Annotated in this window: 14 protein-coding genes; 7 read left to right on the forward strand and 7 right to left on the reverse strand. The window is 70.9% G+C overall.

Annotated features, from left to right (window positions below):
- Positions 1-269: 269 nt before the first annotated feature.
- From ON30_RS35605 to ON30_RS35615, 3 genes are all read right to left on the reverse strand, one after another.
- Positions 270-1292: a magnesium and cobalt transport protein CorA gene (locus ON30_RS35605; RefSeq protein WP_083911924.1), complete on the reverse strand. Its 1023-nt coding sequence runs from the start codon at positions 1290-1292 to the stop codon at positions 270-272.
- Between the two features lie 47 nt (positions 1293-1339).
- The gene (locus tag ON30_RS35610; protein WP_040714974.1) at positions 1340-2548 is read right to left on the reverse strand and encodes a phospholipase D-like domain-containing protein; all 1209 of its coding nucleotides are present in this window, start codon (positions 2546-2548) and stop codon (positions 1340-1342) included.
- A gap of 235 nt (positions 2549-2783) precedes the next feature.
- The gene (locus ON30_RS35615; protein ID WP_051030466.1) at positions 2784-3377 is read right to left on the reverse strand and encodes a class I SAM-dependent methyltransferase; all 594 of its coding nucleotides are present in this window, start codon (positions 3375-3377) and stop codon (positions 2784-2786) included.
- 98 nt (positions 3378-3475) lie between these two features.
- Here ON30_RS35615 and ON30_RS35620 point away from each other — a divergent pair, with 98 nt between their 5' ends.
- Both ON30_RS35620 and ON30_RS35625 read left to right on the forward strand, forming a co-directional pair.
- Positions 3476-4045, forward strand: a complete 570-nt coding sequence (locus ON30_RS35620) for a hemerythrin domain-containing protein (protein ID WP_040714892.1) — start codon at positions 3476-3478, stop codon at positions 4043-4045.
- An 83-nt stretch (positions 4046-4128) separates the two neighbouring features.
- Entirely contained in the window at positions 4129-4914 is a 786-nt protein-coding gene (locus ON30_RS35625; RefSeq protein WP_051030467.1) for a class I SAM-dependent methyltransferase, read from the forward strand.
- 3 nt (positions 4915-4917) lie between these two features.
- Here the strand turns inward: ON30_RS35625 and ON30_RS35630 are convergent, their stop codons facing one another.
- Positions 4918-5811, reverse strand: a complete 894-nt coding sequence (locus ON30_RS35630; RefSeq protein WP_040714894.1) for a LysR family transcriptional regulator — start codon at positions 5809-5811, stop codon at positions 4918-4920.
- Positions 5812-5882: 71 nt separating this feature from the next.
- On the opposite strand from ON30_RS35630, the gene ON30_RS35635 reads away from it, so the two are divergent.
- Together ON30_RS35635 and ON30_RS35640 are read left to right on the forward strand one after the other, a co-directional pair.
- A complete protein-coding gene (locus ON30_RS35635; protein WP_063720017.1) occupies positions 5883-7040 on the forward strand; it encodes a DMT family transporter in 1158 nt (385 codons plus the stop codon).
- Entirely contained in the window at positions 7018-9183 is a 2166-nt protein-coding gene (locus ON30_RS35640; protein WP_040714896.1) for an acyl-CoA dehydrogenase family protein, read from the forward strand. The genes ON30_RS35635 and ON30_RS35640 overlap by 23 nt, the downstream gene beginning before the upstream one ends.
- A gap of 31 nt (positions 9184-9214) precedes the next feature.
- Here the strand turns inward: ON30_RS35640 and ON30_RS35645 are convergent, their stop codons facing one another.
- The gene (locus tag ON30_RS35645) at positions 9215-10702 is read right to left on the reverse strand and encodes a CoA transferase (RefSeq protein WP_040714898.1); all 1488 of its coding nucleotides are present in this window, start codon (positions 10700-10702) and stop codon (positions 9215-9217) included.
- Positions 10699-12486, reverse strand: coding sequence for an acyclic terpene utilization AtuA family protein (locus ON30_RS35650; protein WP_040714900.1), 1788 nt, complete (start codon positions 12484-12486; stop codon positions 10699-10701). The genes ON30_RS35645 and ON30_RS35650 overlap by 4 nt, the downstream gene beginning before the upstream one ends.
- A 131-nt stretch (positions 12487-12617) precedes the next feature.
- Between ON30_RS35650 and ON30_RS35655 the strand changes: the two genes are divergently transcribed.
- Positions 12618-13550: a LysR family transcriptional regulator gene (locus ON30_RS35655; RefSeq protein ID WP_169334983.1), complete on the forward strand. Its 933-nt coding sequence runs from the start codon at positions 12618-12620 to the stop codon at positions 13548-13550.
- A gap of 7 nt (positions 13551-13557) precedes the next feature.
- Here ON30_RS35655 and ON30_RS35660 read toward each other — a convergent pair whose 3' ends face one another.
- A complete protein-coding gene (locus ON30_RS35660; protein ID WP_040714902.1) occupies positions 13558-14670 on the reverse strand; it encodes a baeRF11 domain-containing protein in 1113 nt (370 codons plus the stop codon).
- 524 nt (positions 14671-15194) lie between these two features.
- On the opposite strand from ON30_RS35660, the gene ON30_RS35665 reads away from it, so the two are divergent.
- Positions 15195-17561: an MMPL family transporter gene (locus ON30_RS35665; RefSeq protein WP_169334984.1), complete on the forward strand. Its 2367-nt coding sequence runs from the start codon at positions 15195-15197 to the stop codon at positions 17559-17561.
- A 258-nt stretch (positions 17562-17819) separates the two neighbouring features.
- Positions 17820-18428 (forward strand): LmbU family transcriptional regulator, encoded by a 609-nt coding sequence (locus tag ON30_RS35670; RefSeq protein ID WP_157184088.1) that lies wholly within the window; start codon positions 17820-17822, stop codon positions 18426-18428.
- Positions 18429-18595 lie beyond the last annotated feature (167 nt).

Genomic DNA, 18595 nt, shown 5'->3' on the forward strand with positions numbered 1-18595 from the left:
CCCGGTGAGGTCGGCGCTGTTCTGTCGTTTCGACCGAAGACCGCAACGCCGCGCACGCGGCGACGATGGCATGGAACCCCGATCCGGTCGGTCACGGAGGTGACCTGGTGAGCGGGTGCGACTTCGCGCGCACCGACTCGACATCCTGCGGCATCCCCACGGCGCCTGCCGAGACGGCAGTTCTACCGGCAGCGATTTCGATGTCGGGCGATGTGACGACGAAATGCTCTGCGTACCAGTGATTCTGGTACGCTAGCGAGCCGCGCGGATCACAGCCAGTGGTTGCGGCGGAAGACGACGACCAGGGACGTGCACAGCACGGCGATCAGGCCCAGCACCAGCGGGTAACCCCACGGCTGGTCCAATTCGGGCATGTGCTCGAAATTCATGCCGTAGATGCCGGCGAAGACCGTCGGAACCGCGGCGACGGCCGCCAGCGAGGAGATCTTGCGCATATCGGTGTTCTGCTGCACGCCGATCTGCGCCAGCGCGGCGTTGATCAGCGAGTTGAGCGATTCGCCCGCGTCGTGGATGCGGTCGGCGGCCTGCACGTGGTGATCGGCGACGTCGCGCAGATAGCGCCGGACCTCCTTGGGGAACGGTGTCTCCGGTTTGCCGAGGGCGATCAGCGCGGGCGCGAGCGGACCCACCGTGCGCCGCAACTCCACCACATCGCGTTTGAGCTGGTACAGGCAAGTGATCGGGACGTCGCAGCCGGGCGTGAACACGTCCTCCTCCATCGCGTCCACATCGCGTTCCACCGCGGCGGTGACCTCGAGGTAGGTGTCGACCACGCGGTCGGCGATCGCGTGCAGGGCCGCGCCCGGCCCCAGTCGGAGCCTGTCGGCGTCGGCGGCCGGCGCGCGCCGCAGGCCCGACTGGTCGCCCCGCCCCACGGCGACGACGAATTCCGGCGCGGTGAAGACCAGGAGTTCGCCCGTCTGCGCGATCGCCCCGGACTCGTGCGCGGCCTCCGCCCGGTAGGCGACGGTGCGCAGCACCAGGAACAAGGTGTCGTCGTAGCGTTCCAGCTTCGGCCGCTGACCGGCCTCGACGACGTCCTCCACCGCGAGCGGGTGCAGACCGAACGCCGTCGCCAGTTCGGCCATGTCCTCGGCGTCCGGATCGTGCAACCACACCCACACGAACCCCTCGCCCCGTCGGCGCACCTCCGCGAGCGCGTCGGCGGGCGTGAACCGGTCCGGTAACGCCCGCCCGCCCACGAAGACCGCGCAATCCGGCAGCGCGGCCTTCGCGAAGGTCTCGGCGGGCCGCTCAGTCGTAACCGTCATGCCACGCGGTTTTCCGGTCCGCCGCCGCCCAAACCCCTACCGCCGGTTCAGAGATAGCGGCGGATGGGGCGGACGGCGGCTTCGCGCAGGCGTTGCAGGGGGGAGCGGCGCTTCCAGCGGGAGCGTTCGATCCGGACGCTGACCTCGGCGTCGTCATCGAAGTGGGCGTCCAGGGTGGCCGTGAATTGCTCGTCGAGGACCGCGAGCATGATCTCCTCGTCGTGGTCGAGGGAGCGGCGGTTGAAGTTGGTGGAGCCGACCAGGGACGCGATGCCGTCGACGGTGATGATCTTGGCGTGCATCATCGTGGGCTGGTACTGCATGATCCGCACGCCGCAGGCCAGCAAGTCCTCGTAGTAGTGCTGTCCGGCCAACTGGCAGACCCGCTTGTCGGTGTGCGGTCCCGGCAGCAGGATCTCCACCTGCACGCCGCGACGGGCGGCGGCGCAGAGCAATTCGATGAAATAGCTGTCGGGGGAGAAGTAGGCGGTCGCCAGGCGCAGGCGCGACTCGGCGGATTCGATCACCACGCGCAGCAGGGTCTGCATGTCCTGCCAGCCGAAACTCGCCGATCCGCGCACCACTTGGATCAGGGCGTCACCGTGCTGTTCGTGCGCGGTGAACCGGTCGCGCTGGTCGTAGAGTTCGTCGTGGCATTCGGCCCAGTTCTGCGCGAACGCGGCGGCGATGCCGTCCACCGCCGGGCCTTGGACCCGCACGTGGGTGTCGCGCCACTCGTTCTCGTCGCGAGCGTCACCGCACCACTCCTCGGCGATCCCGACGCCGCCGGTGAACGCCGCCGTCTCGTCGGTGACCAGCACCTTGCGGTGGCACCGATGATTCTGCTTGAGCGGCGACAGGTACAGCGGTTTGCGGAACCACGCGATCTGGACGCCCGCGTCCTCCATGTCGGACAGCAGATCCTTCTCGATGGATCGGCTGCCGAACCCGTCGAGGAGCAATCGCACCCGCAGGCCCGCGCGCGCCCGTTCGGCCAGCGCGGCGGCGAATTCGCGGGCGATGTCGCCGCGCCAGTACACGAAGGTCATCATGTCGATCGTGTGCTCGGCGGTGCGGATGGCCTCGAGCATCGCCGGGAAGATCTCGTCGCCGTTGCGCAACACCGTCAGGGCGTTGCCTTCGGTGACGGTGATCCCGATCAACCGCTCCAATCGCCTGCGCATCCGTGCGACGCGCTCGTCGGGTGCGCCGACGGTGGGCGCGTCAGCGAGGGACCGATCCTGGGTACTGGTCACGACAAACTCCTCCACGGGCGGCCGCCGTTCCGGACCCGGCATGTCCGGTTCTCGCGGCCGGTAGATATCCAGTGACCCGGTGGACTCGCCGACGCGCCCCGTTTCCCATCGTGGCCGCGCCGCCGCGTCCGGCGTCACCGCATCATCTGGTACCCGCTCAGCGCCGGAATTCACCCCCTGGGACGGTTGTCACTCCTGGTGACCGATAATTCGGACAAATAGGGCGCATTCGCGATCAGGTGTCGGACCGCCGTGCGCGGGCGATACGGACGGCGCGCAGACCCTGAGGTGGCGCGTCGCGGAATTCGGGGGTGTCGTAGGCGGCCAGGAGGTCGGGGGCGGCGTGGTCTTCGAGGTCGGTGAAGCCGAAGGTGCGCAGACGCGCGGCGAGGTCGGCGGGTGTGGTGGTGCTCAGCACCGGTTCGCCTTCGGCGGCCAGACGTTCGGCGCGGGCGCGCGCGTAGTCGCGGTCCTCGTCGGTGTCCGGCGGTCGCAGGTAGTCGAAGATCACCTCGGTGGGCGCGGCCTGGGTCGCGATGTAGTCGAGGGTGGCGTCGACGGCTTCCGGCGTGAGATAGAAGACGACGCCGAGCCACACGAAGACCGCCGGCGCCGTGCGATCGAACCCCGCGGCCGCGAGTCCCGCAGCCAAGGTGTCGGTTTCGAAATCGACGGGGGCGAAGGTCAGCGTGGCGGGGACCTCGATTCCGGCGTCGGCGAGGCGTTCGCGCTTCCACGCCTGGGTCGCGGGGTGGTCGACCTCGAAGACGCGCAGATCCGTCCGCCGGCCGCGGTAGCCGAAGGTGTCCAGGCCCGCGAACCTACACATCGCGGCTGAGCCTGCGGGACCCTCGCGTGCGTTATCGTCGGGAGCCGAGTGACGCCGACTGTCCGGCGCTCGCCTGACGCGCGTATCAGGGAGGAATCGTGGACATCACCCAGCTCATCCTCGACGACCACCACGAACAGCGGCGACTGTTCGCGATCCTGGAACAGATCGACCGCGGCGACACCGGCGTGCTCGCCGCGATCTGGGACAGGCTCGCGGCCTTCCTCGAACTGCACGCGCAGGCCGAGGAGGAGATCTTCTATCCCGAACTGCTGCGCGTGGGCGTCGCGGCCCACCGGGCGGCCGGCGTCGAGGACGAAACCATCGACGCCATCGGCGATCACAACGAGATCAGGGACGCGGTCGCCGAAGTGGCGCGTCACCAGGTCGGCACCGACGAGTGGTTCGCGGCGGTCACCGCGGCGAACGAAGCCAACAGCGATCACATGGCCGAGGAGGAACGCGAAGGTCTCACCGACTTCCGCCGCCTGGCCGACCTCGCGCGCCGCCATCGCCTCGCCGTCGCCTTCGCCGCCTACGAGGCGCGCAACTACGCGGGCGTCCGCGCCGTCGACAAGGACCCCGTCGACTACGTCCGCGCCGAGGAGCGCAAACTGCGCACCACCGCGGCCGGTTCGCTGAGTGTGGGCACGCTCAAACAGAGCTGACCGCGCGCCCCGCGCCGGGATGCGCGTACGGTAGCGGTGCGGGGGCGGGGACCCTCGACCAGTGCCGTTTCCCGGAGGGTTCAGTGAAAGCGCTCGCCACCCGCGCGGCCCGGAGTCTGCGCGCCCGGGCCCGCCACGTCGCGGACCGGGTCGGCCCGCGCGCCGACGAACAGCGCGTCATCGCCGAAGCCGCCGACTACTGGACCAGCCCCACCGCGCGGGCCTGGGCGGGCAATTCGCATTGGCGAGAAGGCATTCCGGATCATTTCGACCGGGTCGGCCGCGAACATCTGGCGTTGTTCGACAAGCTCGCCCGAGTCCTGGACGCCCCGCCCGCCTCGGCGCGAATCGTGGAATGGGGTTCCGGCGGCGGAGCCAACGCGGTCGCCTTCGCCCCGCGCGCCGCGGAATTCGTCGCCGTCGACGTCGCGCGGGGCAGCCTCGACGAATGCGCCCGCACCGTCGGCTCGGTCTGCGACACCCCGGTCCGGCCCGTGTTGATCGACGTGGCCGACCCGGAGTCCGCCGTCGCGACCATCGGCCCCGGCAGTTGCGATATCTTCCTGTGCCTGTACGTGATCGAACTCGTGCCGTCCCGCGACTACGCCGCGCGCATCCTGGACATCGCCGCGCGGTTGCTCGCGCCCACGGGGGTGGTGTTCGTCCAGATCAAGTACCGCGACAGCGAGAATCGTTCACCGCACCGCCGCAACTACGGACGAAACCTGGCCTCCCAGACGATCTTCCCGATCGACGCCTTCTGGCAACTCGCCCGCGAGCGCGGCCTCGCCCCCGAGGCGATGACCCTCGTCCCGGACACCGACCTCGACAAGAACTACGCCTACTTCCTGTTGACTCTCGCGCGCTGACCGTCAGCGGGCGATGTCGCGGCCCAAGGTCCGCAGGATGTCCAGACACGCGGCGACCGAAGGCTGCGCCGCCGCGCCCGCGCGGGTGACGGCCTCGATCCGGCGCGCGACGCGGATGTCGCTGACCGGAATCCGAACCAGATCGCGGACCAGGCCGACGTAGCGGGGCAGCAGCGCGATGCCGACGCCCGCGTGGACGAGTTCCTCCACCACACGGAAGTCGTTGAGCCGCTGCACGATGCGCGGGGGAGTCCCGGTGATCGCGGACAGCGACCGCAGGACGTCGTCGGCCATCAGGCCGCCCTCGACGCCGATCCAGTCCTCCGCCGACAGTTCCGCGAGTTCGACGCTCGCGCGGGCGGCGAGGCGGTGGTCGGGCGCGAGCAGGATGTCCAGCGGTTCGCGCAGCAGGACCGCGGTGTCGAGGCGGTGGCTCCACGGCGTCACGTCGCGGTCGTCGCGGTGCACGACCACGATGTCGAAGTCGGCGAGTTGGCGCGGGGCGTGCGCGGCGGGAACGTCGATATCGCGGCCGACGATCTCGACGCCGAGCGCCCGCGCGGCCGACAGCAGACCGGGGAGCAGCATCGCGGCCCCCGACGGGAACAGCGAGATCCGCACCGCGCCACGGGGTGCGGCGCGGTAGCTGTCCATCTCGGCACGGGCGCGGTCCAGATCGCCGAGGACACGATCGGCGTGCCCGGCCAGCGCCCGGCCCGCCTCGGTCAGGCGGACTCGTCGTCCGTCGGGTTCCAGCAGTGCCACGCCCGCCTCGCCGCGCAAGGTCCGCAATTGCTGGGAGACCGCCGACGGCGTCATGGCCAGCGCCTCGGCCACCGCCGTGACGGTGCCGCGTTCGGCCAGTTCGCGCAGGATGCGCAGGCGTTCCAGATTCATGAAGGAACCCTACACAGATGTGCGGAACCCTTCGATTGTGCTACTCTGATCGCGCTGCCAGGCTCGACGGCGTGCCCGAAACGACAACCCTGCCCACCGCCGCCCGCGTCGACATCGCCTTGCTCGCCGTGGCGGTGACGTGGGGGTCGAGCTACGCGGTCGCCAAGGACGTCGTCACGCCGGACACCGTCTTCGGCTTCCTGGTCGCCCGGTTCGGCATCGCCGTCGCGGCGCTGTCGATCCCGCTGATCCCGAGCCTGCGCCGCACCACCCGCGCCGAATGCGGACTCGGCGTCGTGTTCGGCGCGATCCTCGCCGCGATCCTGGTCCTGGAGACCTCCGGCGTCACCCGGACCTCCGCCGCCAACGCGGGCCTGATCATCTCGCTCACCATGGTCATCACGCCGTTGCTCGACCGCCCCCGCGAGTTGCCGCGCGCCTTCCACGCCGCCACCGGCGCGGCCGTCCTGGGCGTCGTACTGCTCACGCAGGGTTCGGGTTTCGCCCTTCCCGGCCTCGGTGACCTGCTCGTGCTGCTGGCCGCCTGCACGCGCGCACTGCACGTCACCGCCATCGCGAGACTCACGGCGGGGCGCGAACACGACACCTCCCGGATGACCCTGATCCAGCTCGCCACGGTCTTGGCGGTCGCCGCTCCGCTCGCCGAGATCCACGGCGCCGGTCTCGCTCCCACGCTCGCGTCGATGACCGCGCCCGACTGGCTCCGCACCGCCTATCTCGCCCTGGCCTGCACGATCTTCGCCTTCTACGCGCAGATGTGGGCCGTCCGCCACACCTCGCCCTCCCGCGTCGGACTCCTCCTGGGTACCGAACCCGTATGGGCGCTCACCTGCGGCCTTCTCCTCGTCGGGGAGGCGCTGACCCCGACCGGTCTCCTGGGCGCGGCCCTCGTCCTGGCCGGAACCACCTGGGGCCGAGGCATCGACACCGCCTTACGCGCCCGCCCAACGCCGGTAGTGACGGGGCCACCTCCTGGCTCCGCACGCCCCGGCAGCCGACCTCCGCCCAATGGCCACGGGCAAACCTCTGGCCTGACCACGAGAGTCCGGATCGCGAACGGTCCAACTCGGCCGAGCGGATGTCCGGGTCGTGAATACGGGTCCGTCCGGGACAGTGGTCGTCGATACTGGGGTGGACGGTGCGGGTGTCCCTGGTCCGCTCGTTCGGCGCGTTCGAGGAGGAACGATGGGGATTGCACTGACCGATGAGCATCGGGAACTGGGCGCGGTGGTGCGCGCGTTCCTGGTCGGGCACAAGGCGCGGGCGGCGGCCCGGGAGACGCTGGACGCGGCGGAGGAGTCGCCGCCGGGGTTCTGGTCGGAGCTGGGGTCGGTGGGGTGGTTGGGGCTGCACGTCGACGCGGAGTACGGCGGGTCCGGGTACGGGCTGCCGGAACTGGTCGTGGTGGTGGAGGAGTTCGGGCGGGCGGTGGCGCCCGGTCCGTTCGTGCCCACGGTGATCGTGTCGGCGGTGGTCTCGGCGCGCGGGAGCGCCGAGCAGAAGGCGCGGCTGCTGCCCGGTCTGGTGGACGGAAGCGTCACGGGGGCAGTCGGTTTCGGGGGTGATGTGCGGGTGGCCGACGGTCGGGTCGAGGGCTCGGCGGGCATCGTGCTCGGGGCGGGCAGCGCGGATCTGCTGCTGGTGACCGCCGGTGACGACGTCCTGATCGTGCCGCGCGACGCGGACGGTGTCTCGGTCGAGACGCCCGCGAACCTCGATCCGACGCGGCGGTCGGGGCGGGTCGATTTCGCCGGGGTGGACCTCGGCGCGGTGCAGGTGCTGCCCGGCGCGCGTGCCGCGGCGCTGGCGCGGGCCCGCACGCTGGTGGCGGCCGAGGCGGTCGGCGGCGCGTCGGACTGCGTGGAGGTGGCGGTCGACTACGCCAAGGTGCGCAAGCAGTTCGGGCGCGTCATCGGCACGTTCCAAGCCGTCAAACATCATTGCGCGAACATGCTGGTGGCCGCCGAGGCGGCGTTGGCGACCGTCTGGGATGCCGCGCGCGCCGCCGCCGACGACGAGCAACAGTTCGAGTTGATGGCGGCCGCGGCGGCGACCTTGGCGCTGCCCGCCTACGTGCACAACGCCGGACTCGAGATCCAGGTGCACGGCGGTATCGGGTTCACCTGGGAGCACGACGCGCACCTGCACCTGCGGCGCGCCTTGACCGCGCGGGCGCTGCTGGGCGGCGACGGCCCGTCATGTGACGTGTTCGCGCGCACCGCGGACGGTGTGCGCCGCGACGACGCCTTGGACCTCCCGCCGGACAGCGAGGACCGGCGTGCCGCGATCCGAGCCGAGGCGGAGCGCTTCGCGGCCCTCGAGGGCGACGCGCGCCGCGACGAGTTGATCGCCACCGGCTATCTCATGCCGCACTGGCCGGAGCCGTGGGGTCGCGCCGCCGACGCCGTCGAACAGTTGTTGATCGAGGAGGAGTTCGCGCGCGCGGGTGTCCGCTCGCCGGACTATTCGATCACCGGGTGGGTCGTGCTGACGTTGATCCAGCACGGCACTCCCGACCAGATCGAGCGGTTCGTGGAGAAGGCTCTGCGCCAGGACGAAGTGTGGTGCCAGCTGTTCTCCGAACCGGACGCCGGGTCGGACGCGGCGGCGGTGAAGACCCGTGCGACCCGGGTGCCGGGCGGCTGGAAGATCGACGGCCAGAAGGTGTGGACCAGTGGCGCGCACTACGCCCAGCGCGGATTGGCCACGGTGCGCACCGATTTCGCGGCGTCCAAGCACGCGGGCATCACCACGGTCATCATCGATATGCAGGCGCCGGGCGTGCAGGTCCGGCCGTTGCGGATGCTGGTCGGCGGCTCGGAGTTCAACGAAGTGTTCTTCACCGACGTATTCGTGCCGGACGAGGACGTGGTGGGCGCGCCGGGCAGTGGGTGGACCGTGGCGCGAGCGACGTTGGGCAACGAGCGGGTCAGTATCGGCGGTGGGTCCGGGGCGGCGGCGTTCCCGGCGCGACTGTTGGTGGACGCCGTCACCCACCATCCCGCCCCGCTCGCCGACAGCGTCGTGCGGGTCGGGAAGTTCGTCGCCACCGATCACGCGTTGCGCCTGCTGAATCTGCGGCGGGCGGCGCGCAGCGTGACGGGCGCGGGACCGGGTCCGGAGGGCAACATCACCAAATTGATGGTCGCCGAACATGTCGTGGAGCGGGCCGCGATCCTGGCCGAACTGACCGGCCCCGATCTGGCCTTGGTCGACGGACCGGCCGCGACCGCGGGTCTCATGGCGCTGGGCGCGCGCGGGATGGCCATCGCGGGCGGCACGTCCGAGGTGACCCGCAATCAGATCGCGGAGCGCATCCTCGGTCTCCCGCGCGACCCGCTGATCGACTGAACCGCACGGGGATAGGCCGCGCGGTGTCGGATCAGGCGTCGAGCCATTCGGCTCGCGACGACCCGCGCGGCACCAGGACGGTGCGGTAGCGACCGGGCGTGCCGCTCATCCGGATCTGTTCGGTGACGCCCTGGTACCGGCCCAACGGCGTGTCGGCGGTGAAGGTCTCGGGGGCGAGGTAGCGGTGGCGCTCGTCGCTGTCGGCGATCTCGTGCGCGTACTGCCTGTCGAATACGCCCATGCCGAGAATCCACAGCGCGGCGCGGGTCAGCGAGACGTGCACGCGGTAGCTGCCGCCGTCGCGGGCGCGCCGCGCAAGCGCTTCGACGATGCCCGCGGTGAGCAGCCACGAGACGATGTAGTCGTTGACCACCAGGATCGGCGGCAGGGCGGGGACGCCGTCTTCGCCTTCGAGCAGCATCATCCCGGTCAGACTGCCCGCGGTCTGGTCGAAGCCGACCCGGCCCGCCCACGGACCGGATTCGCCGTTGAGCGAGGCGGTGGCGTGGATGATGCCCGGACGTTCGTGGGCGACCTGGTCGGCGGACAGTCCGAGCGAGTCGAGGTAGCCGGGTCGCCGGTTGGCGTAGAAGACGTCCGCCTCGGCGAGCAGTGCGCGGATGCGCCGCGCGCCGTCCTCGGTGTAGGGGCTGACGGTCGCCGAGCGCACGCCGACGTTGGCGCTGACGTAGGTGGCGTCGTGCTCGAATTCGGTGGGACGCCACAGGTTCAGCGCGTCCGCGCCGTGCAGGGCCAGCGCGCGGCCGACGCCCGCGCCCGCGATCACGTGGCCCATCCCGAGGGCGCGCACTCCCGAGAGCGGCTGGTCGCCCCCGGCGGGCAGCGGGATCGGATCGCTGTCACCGATCCTGGTGATCTCGACGAGCGGCAGGTCGGCCAGCACCTCGCGGTAGTGCGGTTCGGCCAGGATCTCGGTGACATCGCGCAGGACGGGCAACACCACCCCGGCGTCCACGCCCGCCGCCTCGAGGTCGGCGCTGTTCCACCTCGCGACGGCCTTGGCGACCGCGGCGTCCTCGTCGGGCACGCCGAGCAGTCGCTGCGCGCGCACCTTGATCTTCGGGTACGGGTTGAGCGGCATGACCCAGCGATCGTCGGCGGTCGGGTAGAAGCGGAAGCCGAGCGCGTTGGACGGGTTGGCGGGTGTGCCCGCGGGATAGCCGTTGACCAACTCCCAGCGGCGATCGTAGAAGGGGCACAGGCGATGCGGCGCGCTGCGCAGGTCCGCGGTGATGTCCTGCCCGTCGCCGCCGCGCAGTCGCCAGAGTTTCGCGACGGCCACCGATTTGGCCGCCAGCGCCAGCGCGGACGCGCCGCCGAGTCGCAAGGTGCTGGGGACCACCGGGTCCGCGCCCAGGAAGGTGATCCGGCCGCCCGCGTCGTCGGCGGTCTGTCCGATGCCCGCCAGCACCTGCTCCAGTTCCCGGTGCGGGTCGAAGGCGTCGTCGGTGGCCGGGTGGGCGACGGCGGCGGTGAGCCGTTCGGTCAGCGAGGTCAACGGGTCGACTCCTGGGTCGTCGCGGTGAGCAGGTCTTCGGGGACGGGCACGCGGCGCGCGCGCACGTATTCGCCGATCGCCTTGCCCACCTGGTCGATTCGGGTGTTGGCGGAGCCGCCCGCGCCGAGCAGTCCGCGCAGCACGAAATGCACCGCGCGCAGGTCGGGGAATTCGTGCCGGACGATGTCGAGGTCGGCGGCCTCGGGGATCAGCGTCCTGATCCGGTCGGTGCTCAGGTAGGCGCGCAGCCACGGCCACACCCGCGCGTCGGCGGTCCAGATCCCGAGATTGCTGTTGCCGCCCTTGTCGCCGCTGCGCGCGTGCGCGACCGTCCCGAGGGGGACTTCGCGCACCCGCTCGGCGGCCGGGGCGGGATCGGGTTCCGGATGCTCGGGTTGACGCGCGGTCTCGGTCCGCGCCGGCGGGTCGACGGTGAGTTCGCTGCCGTCGTCGAGTCGGACGCGGTGCGCGAGCGCGGCTTGGGGGAGCAGGCCCGGCCAGAACTCGACGCGCGGTCGCGGGGTGGTGTTCAGCCCGGCCGCGACATCGTGGAAATAGCCCGGAATGCTCTGGAGGTACAGGCCGCCGAGTCGGCGCGCGAGATCGGCGCGGTCCAGCGCTCCGGCGGTGGGCGCGGTCAGCATGACGCGCACCGCCACCGTCGCCGCCCACTGCGAGGCCGGGTCGGGGTCGGGTGCGCCGATGGTCGTCAGGTGCACCGTGACGTCCTCGGGCAGATCGTGTTCGAGTTGGGCCCGCAGCAGGTCGACCTTCTCCGCCACGTGCGGCGCGGTCACGTAGACCGTGTTCACGATCGTGTATCCGACGGGGGCGAACAGCGCGACTTTGGTGGTGGGTGGCGGGGGACCGCCGCGCGCGCCGCTCACCAAAACCCGGTCCGGTCCGGCCGCGGTGACCCGCACATCGTCCAGGCGCACACTGACGTCCGGGTTCAGATACAGCGGCCCTTGGATCTCGTAGACCACCTGCGCGGTGACGGTGTCCGGGGTGACCGTGCCGCCGTCGCGCGCGTGTTTGGTGACGACGCAATTGCCGTCGGCGGCGATCTCCGCGAGCGGGAATCCGGGGACGACGCGATCGGGGATGTCGAGGAAGCCCGAGAAGTTGCCGCCGACGGCGTGCGGACCGCATTCGATGATGTGTCCGGCGACGACGGCCCCCGCCAGTGCGTCCCAGTCCTCGGGCGACCAGTCGTGCCACCAGGCGGCGGGCCCGACGGTCAGCGACGCGTCGGTGACGCGCCCGCAGACCACGATGTCCGCGCCGGCGCGCAGGGCGGCGGCGATGCCCCAGCCGCCGAGGTAGGCGTTGGCCGCGAAGGGCGTGGCGGCCCAGTCGGCGAGCGCCGCGCCGGTGTCGAGGTGGTCGAAACGATGACCCGCCGCCCGTAGGCTCGCCAGGTCGGCCAGGATGTTGTCGCCTTCGATGTGGGCAACCCGCAGTGCCACGCCCGCCGCCGCGATCTCGGCGCGCAGCACCTCGGCCAGTATCGCGGGCCGGAAGCCGCCCGCGTTGGTGACGACCTTGATCCCGCGCTCCGCGATCGCCCCGAGGTGCGGGCGCAGTTGGTCGACGAAATACTCCACGTACCCGCGACTCGGATCGCGATGGTGGGCGGCCGAGAGCGAGGCGAGGGTGATCTCGGCCAGGTAGTCGCCGACCAGCACGTCGAACGGGTCGCCGCCCATCGCCTCGTCGAACGCGCTGAAGCGGTCACCGTAGTAGCCGGAGAAATTCGCTACGCGGACGGGCTGCCTGGCCATCGGCCACCTCCTCGTGGTCGGGATGTCCGCTCAGGCTAGGGCGCGGCCGCGGCCGGTCACCAGCATCGTTTCGCGAAGGTGGAGATGACCGGATCGGTCCTGGCGCGGGGGCCGCGGATAAGGTAGCGGCTGTGGACCTACTGCACCTGCGCTACTTCGTCGCGGTGGCCGAGGAACGGAGTTTCACGCGCGCGGCGGTCCGCTTGCACATGGCGGCCTCACCGCTGAGTCAGCGCGTCAAGGAATTGGAGCGCGAATTCGGCGTGGCCCTGTTCGTGCGCGCCCACCACCGCATCGATCTCACCGAGGCGGGCGCGGCGCTGCTGCCGCGCGCGATCGACGTCCTGGCGCGCGCCGACGCACTGCCCGCACTCGTGCGCGAAGTGCGCGCGGACACCGTGCGCACCGCGGTCGTCGGGATTGCGCCGGAGGTCTCGGCGCAGGTCCGCGACACGTTCCTGGCCGAACTGGCGCACCGGCACCCGGACATCGCGCCGCGCCTGGTCCCGGCCAGCACCGAACCCCTGCTGCGGGATCTGCGCGCGGGCAAGGTCGACCTCGCCCTGGTACACGGCCCGGTCGGCGGAACCGATATCGGCACCTCGCTGATCGAACGGCAACCGGTCGGCGTCGCGGTCGGCGTCGGCGCGGTGGCCGCCGACCGCACCTCGGTCCGCCTGGCCGAGTTGACCGGCATCGCCTTCGCCTCGATCAACCACTCGGCCGCACCGGAGATCTACCGCGACCTGGACCGCCTGCTCGACCGGCACGGCATCCGTGAGCGCGTCACCCTCGGCGGGGACAATTTCGCCGGCTTGGTGCACCTGGTCGCCACCGGTCAGGCGTTCACCCTCGTCGGACTCGGCAACGGGATGGTCAACCGTCTCTTCCACGGCGAACCGGTGCGCATCCTGCCCATCGAGGGCATGCGCGCGCGGATCAGCACCGTCGCCGCCTGGCGGGAGAACCGCGCGCGAACCGAGCGATTGGTGACCGAACTGGTCGCCGCGGTCGCCGATCTGCGTCTCGGGCCGTCCCCGACCGCCGACCGCGAGGCCGGCTGACCCACGGTCAGGGTTGCGGGGCGTAGCGCAGGATGCCCGCGGCCTGGACGCCGTCGGGAAGGTCCTCGGCGCGCACGGCCAGCACCCGACCGCCGGTGAGCAGGACCCGGCGGCTGACCTCGTCCAGCACGCCGGGCGCGCCGCCGTTGGCCGCGCCGCCGAAATCGACCGCGCCGTCCGGCGATATCGAACCGGGGACCGAGGCGTCCATGTCGACCAGCAGCGTGTCCACCGCGCCCGCCGAGGCGGCCCGGGCCAGATCCGACAGGTCGGTGGCGGCGCGTCCTTCGCTGCCGCGCTGTCCCAGCAGATCGACCAGATCGGCGAGTTCCTCGGCGTAGTGCCGGTCGAGGATTTCGCGGGACCGGTCGGCCAGTTCCTGGTCGGAGGTCTTCTCCGGGTTGCCGGGGATGCTCTCGGGCAACAGGTTGTCGTAGCTGTTGACCGAGCGGAACAGCGCGTCGGTGGGTTCGGCGGCGGCCAGGATCAGCGGGACGTGGCGGCCCGCGAGCACATCGCGCAGTTCCGAGTCGACCGCGCGGGCGTACTGCCGTACCCGCATCTTGCGGCCTTCGTGGCCCTGCACCCGCCCCTTCGGCGCGCGATCGCCCAGGCTGGCCTTGCCCGCGTGATCGGAGGCGCTGGTCGGCAGTCCCGGCACCCGCAGCGTCTCGGCGGGTTGGTCCGCGCTGACCTCGACCACGCGCACACTGCCCTCGGCCAGCGCGAGCACGAACGCCGACTGCGGGAAGGTCACCGTCCGCAGCAGGCGGGTCAGGTCGAAGCGGTCGCCGACGGTCTCCGAGGCGCGCAACTGGTTGGGCACCCGGAAGGTGCGGATGCGCGCGGGGGTGGCGAGGGTGACCAGGGTCCGGGCCTGATACCGCCAGAAGTCCGCGTCGTCGACGTAGGTGTCGAACTCCTCCTGCATCGCCTCGCGCGCGCCGGCGTCGGTGACGTTCTCGAGCGCCCGCCGGACCTGGTCGGCGAAAGCGATCCGGTTGCGATCCGGGTCGGCGGTATCCGATTCGGTGGGGGTGTAGATCGTGACGCACCAGTCGTCGGTCACGGCGGCCAGGGCCTGGATCTCGCGGTGGGTCGGGATATCGGTGTGCAACACGGACGAGCCTCCTCTGTCGGTCGGACCGGCGGCCCGCGCCGCATCCGGCGCGCCGGCTACTTTTCAGCGAACTCTACTGGACCGGGGTGGGCGCGCATTCCCGTCTCGGGCAACCCGCCGGTAGGCCACCGATCCGCGCGACGGGCGGCGCACATCGAGCCGGCCGACATCTCGGCCGCCCTTGTCGGGGGCCGTGGAATCGGCGGTGGTCGGCCCCGTGCCCCGGAGCAACCGGACGACCGCGGCGGTCGACTGCGGAAAATGCGGCGGTCGGCGGGCCCGGCCACGACGCGGTCGGTCGACGCCCCGAACAGTTACTCCGGCCGCCGCGGACCCGCGCCGCCGCCGTCCGTTTGCGGGCCTCGCGCCCCGCCGGCCGGCACCTGACAGGTCGGGTTCGAACCTCCGTGGTTTCGCAAAAACCGTTGATACAGTCCAGGTTGCGAACGCGGCACGATCCGTCCGGCCACGCAACGGGGCAGGCCCGGACCCATGCTCGACCGTTCACCCGAGGGGAGTGCACAGTGTCTTCGAGGTCAGGGACAGAGCTGCCGACCGGCGGTTCCAGGCCGTGGGCCGAGGCCGTCGCCGGAGCGACCGCGCGGGCCAAGTGGGGGGTGCTGGTCCTCTGGCTGGCGCTGCTGGTGCTCGGTGGGCTCGGCGCGGGATCGCTGGCCGAGCGGCTGAGCAACGGTTCGGGTCCGCCGTCGAGCGCGGACAGCGTACGGGTGGACGCCTTGCTGGCGGACGGATTCCAGGGCCGCAGCGAGACCACGATGGCGCTGGTGGTGCGCGACGAGCGCAACACCGCCGAGAGCGCGGCTTTCGACGCGCGCGTGCGCGGGGTCGTGGACGAGGTGCTCGCCGACCCGCGCCTGGGCGGGACCAGCGCCTACGGCTGGAACACCGCGGCCCCCGAACGGCGCGACGCTTTCGTCGGCGCGGACGACCGCACCGCGCTAGTCTCCGTCGGTCTCGGTCTCGACGACACCGCGGCGACCACGGCGCTGCCGTCGATGCAGCGGGAATTCGACGACCGGTACGGGCCCGAGGGGCTGCGGGTGGCGCTGGTCAACATCCAGGCGTTCCAGGGTGAGCTGATCGAGGAGAGCGCCGAATCGCTGGCCCGCGCCGAGATCCTGGCGCTGCCGCTGATCGTCGTCGTGTTGCTGCTGCTGTTCCGCAGCGTCACCGCCACGGTGGTCGCGCTGGCCACCACTCTCACCGGGATCGCGTTCACCCTGGGCATCCTGGACGTGATCGCGCAACACGTCCTGCTCAACGTCTTCGCCCAGAACATCGTCGTGATGCTGGGGCTGGGCGTAGGCGTGGACTACGCGCTGGTCATGCTCAAACGCTTCAAACAGGAACTGGCCGAAGGGGCGACGACGCACGCCGCGGTCGCGCGCACCGTCGCCACGGCGGGCCATACCGTGATCGCCTCGGCGTTGACGATCATCGTCGCGGTCGCGGCCTTGTTCGTGACGCCGATGAACGCCGTGATCTCCCTCGCGATCGGCGCGGCGCTGGTGGTGGCGATGGCGATGCTGGTCGCGGTGCTGCTGCTGCCCGCGCTGCTGCACGTGCTCGGGCACCGGATCAACGCGGGTCGGGTCTGGGTGCCCGCCGCACTGCGCCGCGACGAATCCGATCCGGAGTCGACCCGCTGGTACAAGGTGACCCTGTGGGTGATGAACCGGCCGGTGCTGTGCCTGGTCACCGTGGTCACCGCGCTCGCGCTGCTGGCCGTCCCGGTGTTCGGCATGAAGCTGTACACGCCCGACGCGCGCAGTCTGTCCGAGGAATCGGCGGTCGGCGCGGGCGCGCAGATCGTCGCCGAACAGTTCGGTCCCGGCGCGGCGAGCCCGATCGTGGTGGTGCTCGAGCCGAAGGACGACGGGCCGTTCGACGCCGCCGCGCTGGCCGAACTGACGCGCTTCGTCGGGGAGGTGAAGGCGCTACCTGACGTCGCCGCCGTCAACTCGGCGCTGCCCTTCCTGCAGGGCCTCTCGCCCGCCGATCCGCGCGCCGCGCTCGATCCGGCCGTGCTGGCGCGCGTTCCGGCGGATCTCGCCGCGGGCGTGCGTCACTTCGTCGCGGGCGACGGCGAGAAGTTCGTGGTGGAGGTGGTCGCCACCGGCCGCAGTTCCGAGGACGTGTCGCGGCGACTGCTCGACGACGTGCGCGCGCGTGCCGCCGAATCGCGCGTGCTGACAGCCGTCGTCGGTGGTGAGACCGCGCGCGGTGACGATTCGAACGCCGAGATCGCGCGGGCGCTGCCGCTGGTGCTGATCCTGATGCTGGTGGCCGTGTACCTGGTGCTGTTGGGCACCTTCCGCTCGGTGTTCCTGCCGCTCAAGGCGATCGCGACCAATGTGCTGACCGTCGGCGCCACCTTCGGCGTGATGGTGATGATCTTCCAATTCGGTTGGGCCCCCGACTGGCTGGGGCTGGGGTCGGCGGGCGGACTGTTCTTCATCGACCCGCTGATCGTGTTGGCGCTGATCGTCGGCCTCAGCACCGACTACGAGGTCTTCCTGCTCAGCCGGGTCCGCGAGGAGTATCTGGCCTCGGGGGACAACCGCGCGGCGGTGGCGCGCGGCATGGCGCGCACCGCGCCGATGATCACGGGCGCGGCGGTGTTGATGATCGTCGTGTTCGGCGCGTTCGGCTTCTCCGGGCTGATGCCGATCCAGCACCTGGGCATCGGTCTCGCGGTGGCCGTCGCCATCGACGCGACGGTGGTGCGCGTGGTCGTGGTGCCCGCGGCGATGCAGCTCATGGGTCGGTGGAACTGGTGGAATCCGCTCGAGCGCAACCCGGTTGGCCGGACCCTGCCATCCTCGTCGACAGGGTCGTCGCCGCGTTCGCCGTCCAGTAGCGTGGGTTGAGGCACCGGAGCGACCCGAAGTCGCGGTGCCGTGGAAGTATCCGCCGATCCGACCCGACTCGAATCAGTCCGCATCGTGGCGGGCCGCGATTCCACGTCGGCATGGTCCCTGCACAGCGTTGTTCGATGGTCCGGGAATCGGTAGCCGGCCGAATCCCGCATGTTCCCCGTGGCTCTCGCGCGTATTCACGGTGTACGACCAGCGATGGACCGTGCCGTCGGATCGGCGTGTCTCCGGAGATCCCGAGGGAGCCCGACAGTGAACAATCCAGCACGACAGGCATTGCACGGAGCTATCGCCACGAACAACAACACCCGGATATCGGTGAGCGCGGTGGCCTGGGAGCCGGTCGCCGCGATCGAATGCGAAGAATGGCTGCGCCACGGCGGACGCCTCGGCACGATCGGCCGGGCAGCGGCCTGGTGGATCGGTGACTGGGTCAACTACGGCAACATCAAATTCGGCGAGAAGTATTCTCGGGCCGCGCGAATCACGGGCTACGATGTGCAGAGCCTGATGAATATGGCCTATGTGGCGTCTCGTTTCTCGATCGAGCGTCGCCGCGAACGGCTCTCGTGGAGTCACCACGCCGAAGTCGCGGCGCTCGAGCCGCACGCGCAGGACCAGTGGCTGCTGCACGCCGAGGAGTCCAAGTTGTCGGTGCGCGGCCTGCGCGAGGAATTGCGGGCCGAGCGACGCAAGGCGGCCGCCGCGGAGGACGGCGAGACGGCCGAGGCGAGCGCGATGGAACCGGTGGAGGGGTTGCCCACCGCGGAGCCGGTCTGTCCGCAATGCGGATTCCATCTCGCCCAGAGCGCGGAATCCGGCACGCGGGTCACGCGCAAGACGGCGTTGCGATCGGCCTAGCCGCGCGCGTCTCCCGACGTCGGTAGATTCGTCGCGTCCGCCGCCACGGACGCGTCATCACCGAAATTCGCTGCGATTCATCGACTTTGCGGCCTTTGATCCCGCTCCGGTAAATGTGGGATGCGTCGGATGTTCCTGTTCCATCGACAGTGATTCGGGGTGCGTTG

Source organism: Nocardia takedensis NBRC 100417, from assembly GCF_000308695.1.
GTDB lineage: Bacteria > Actinomycetota > Actinomycetes > Mycobacteriales > Mycobacteriaceae > Nocardia > Nocardia takedensis.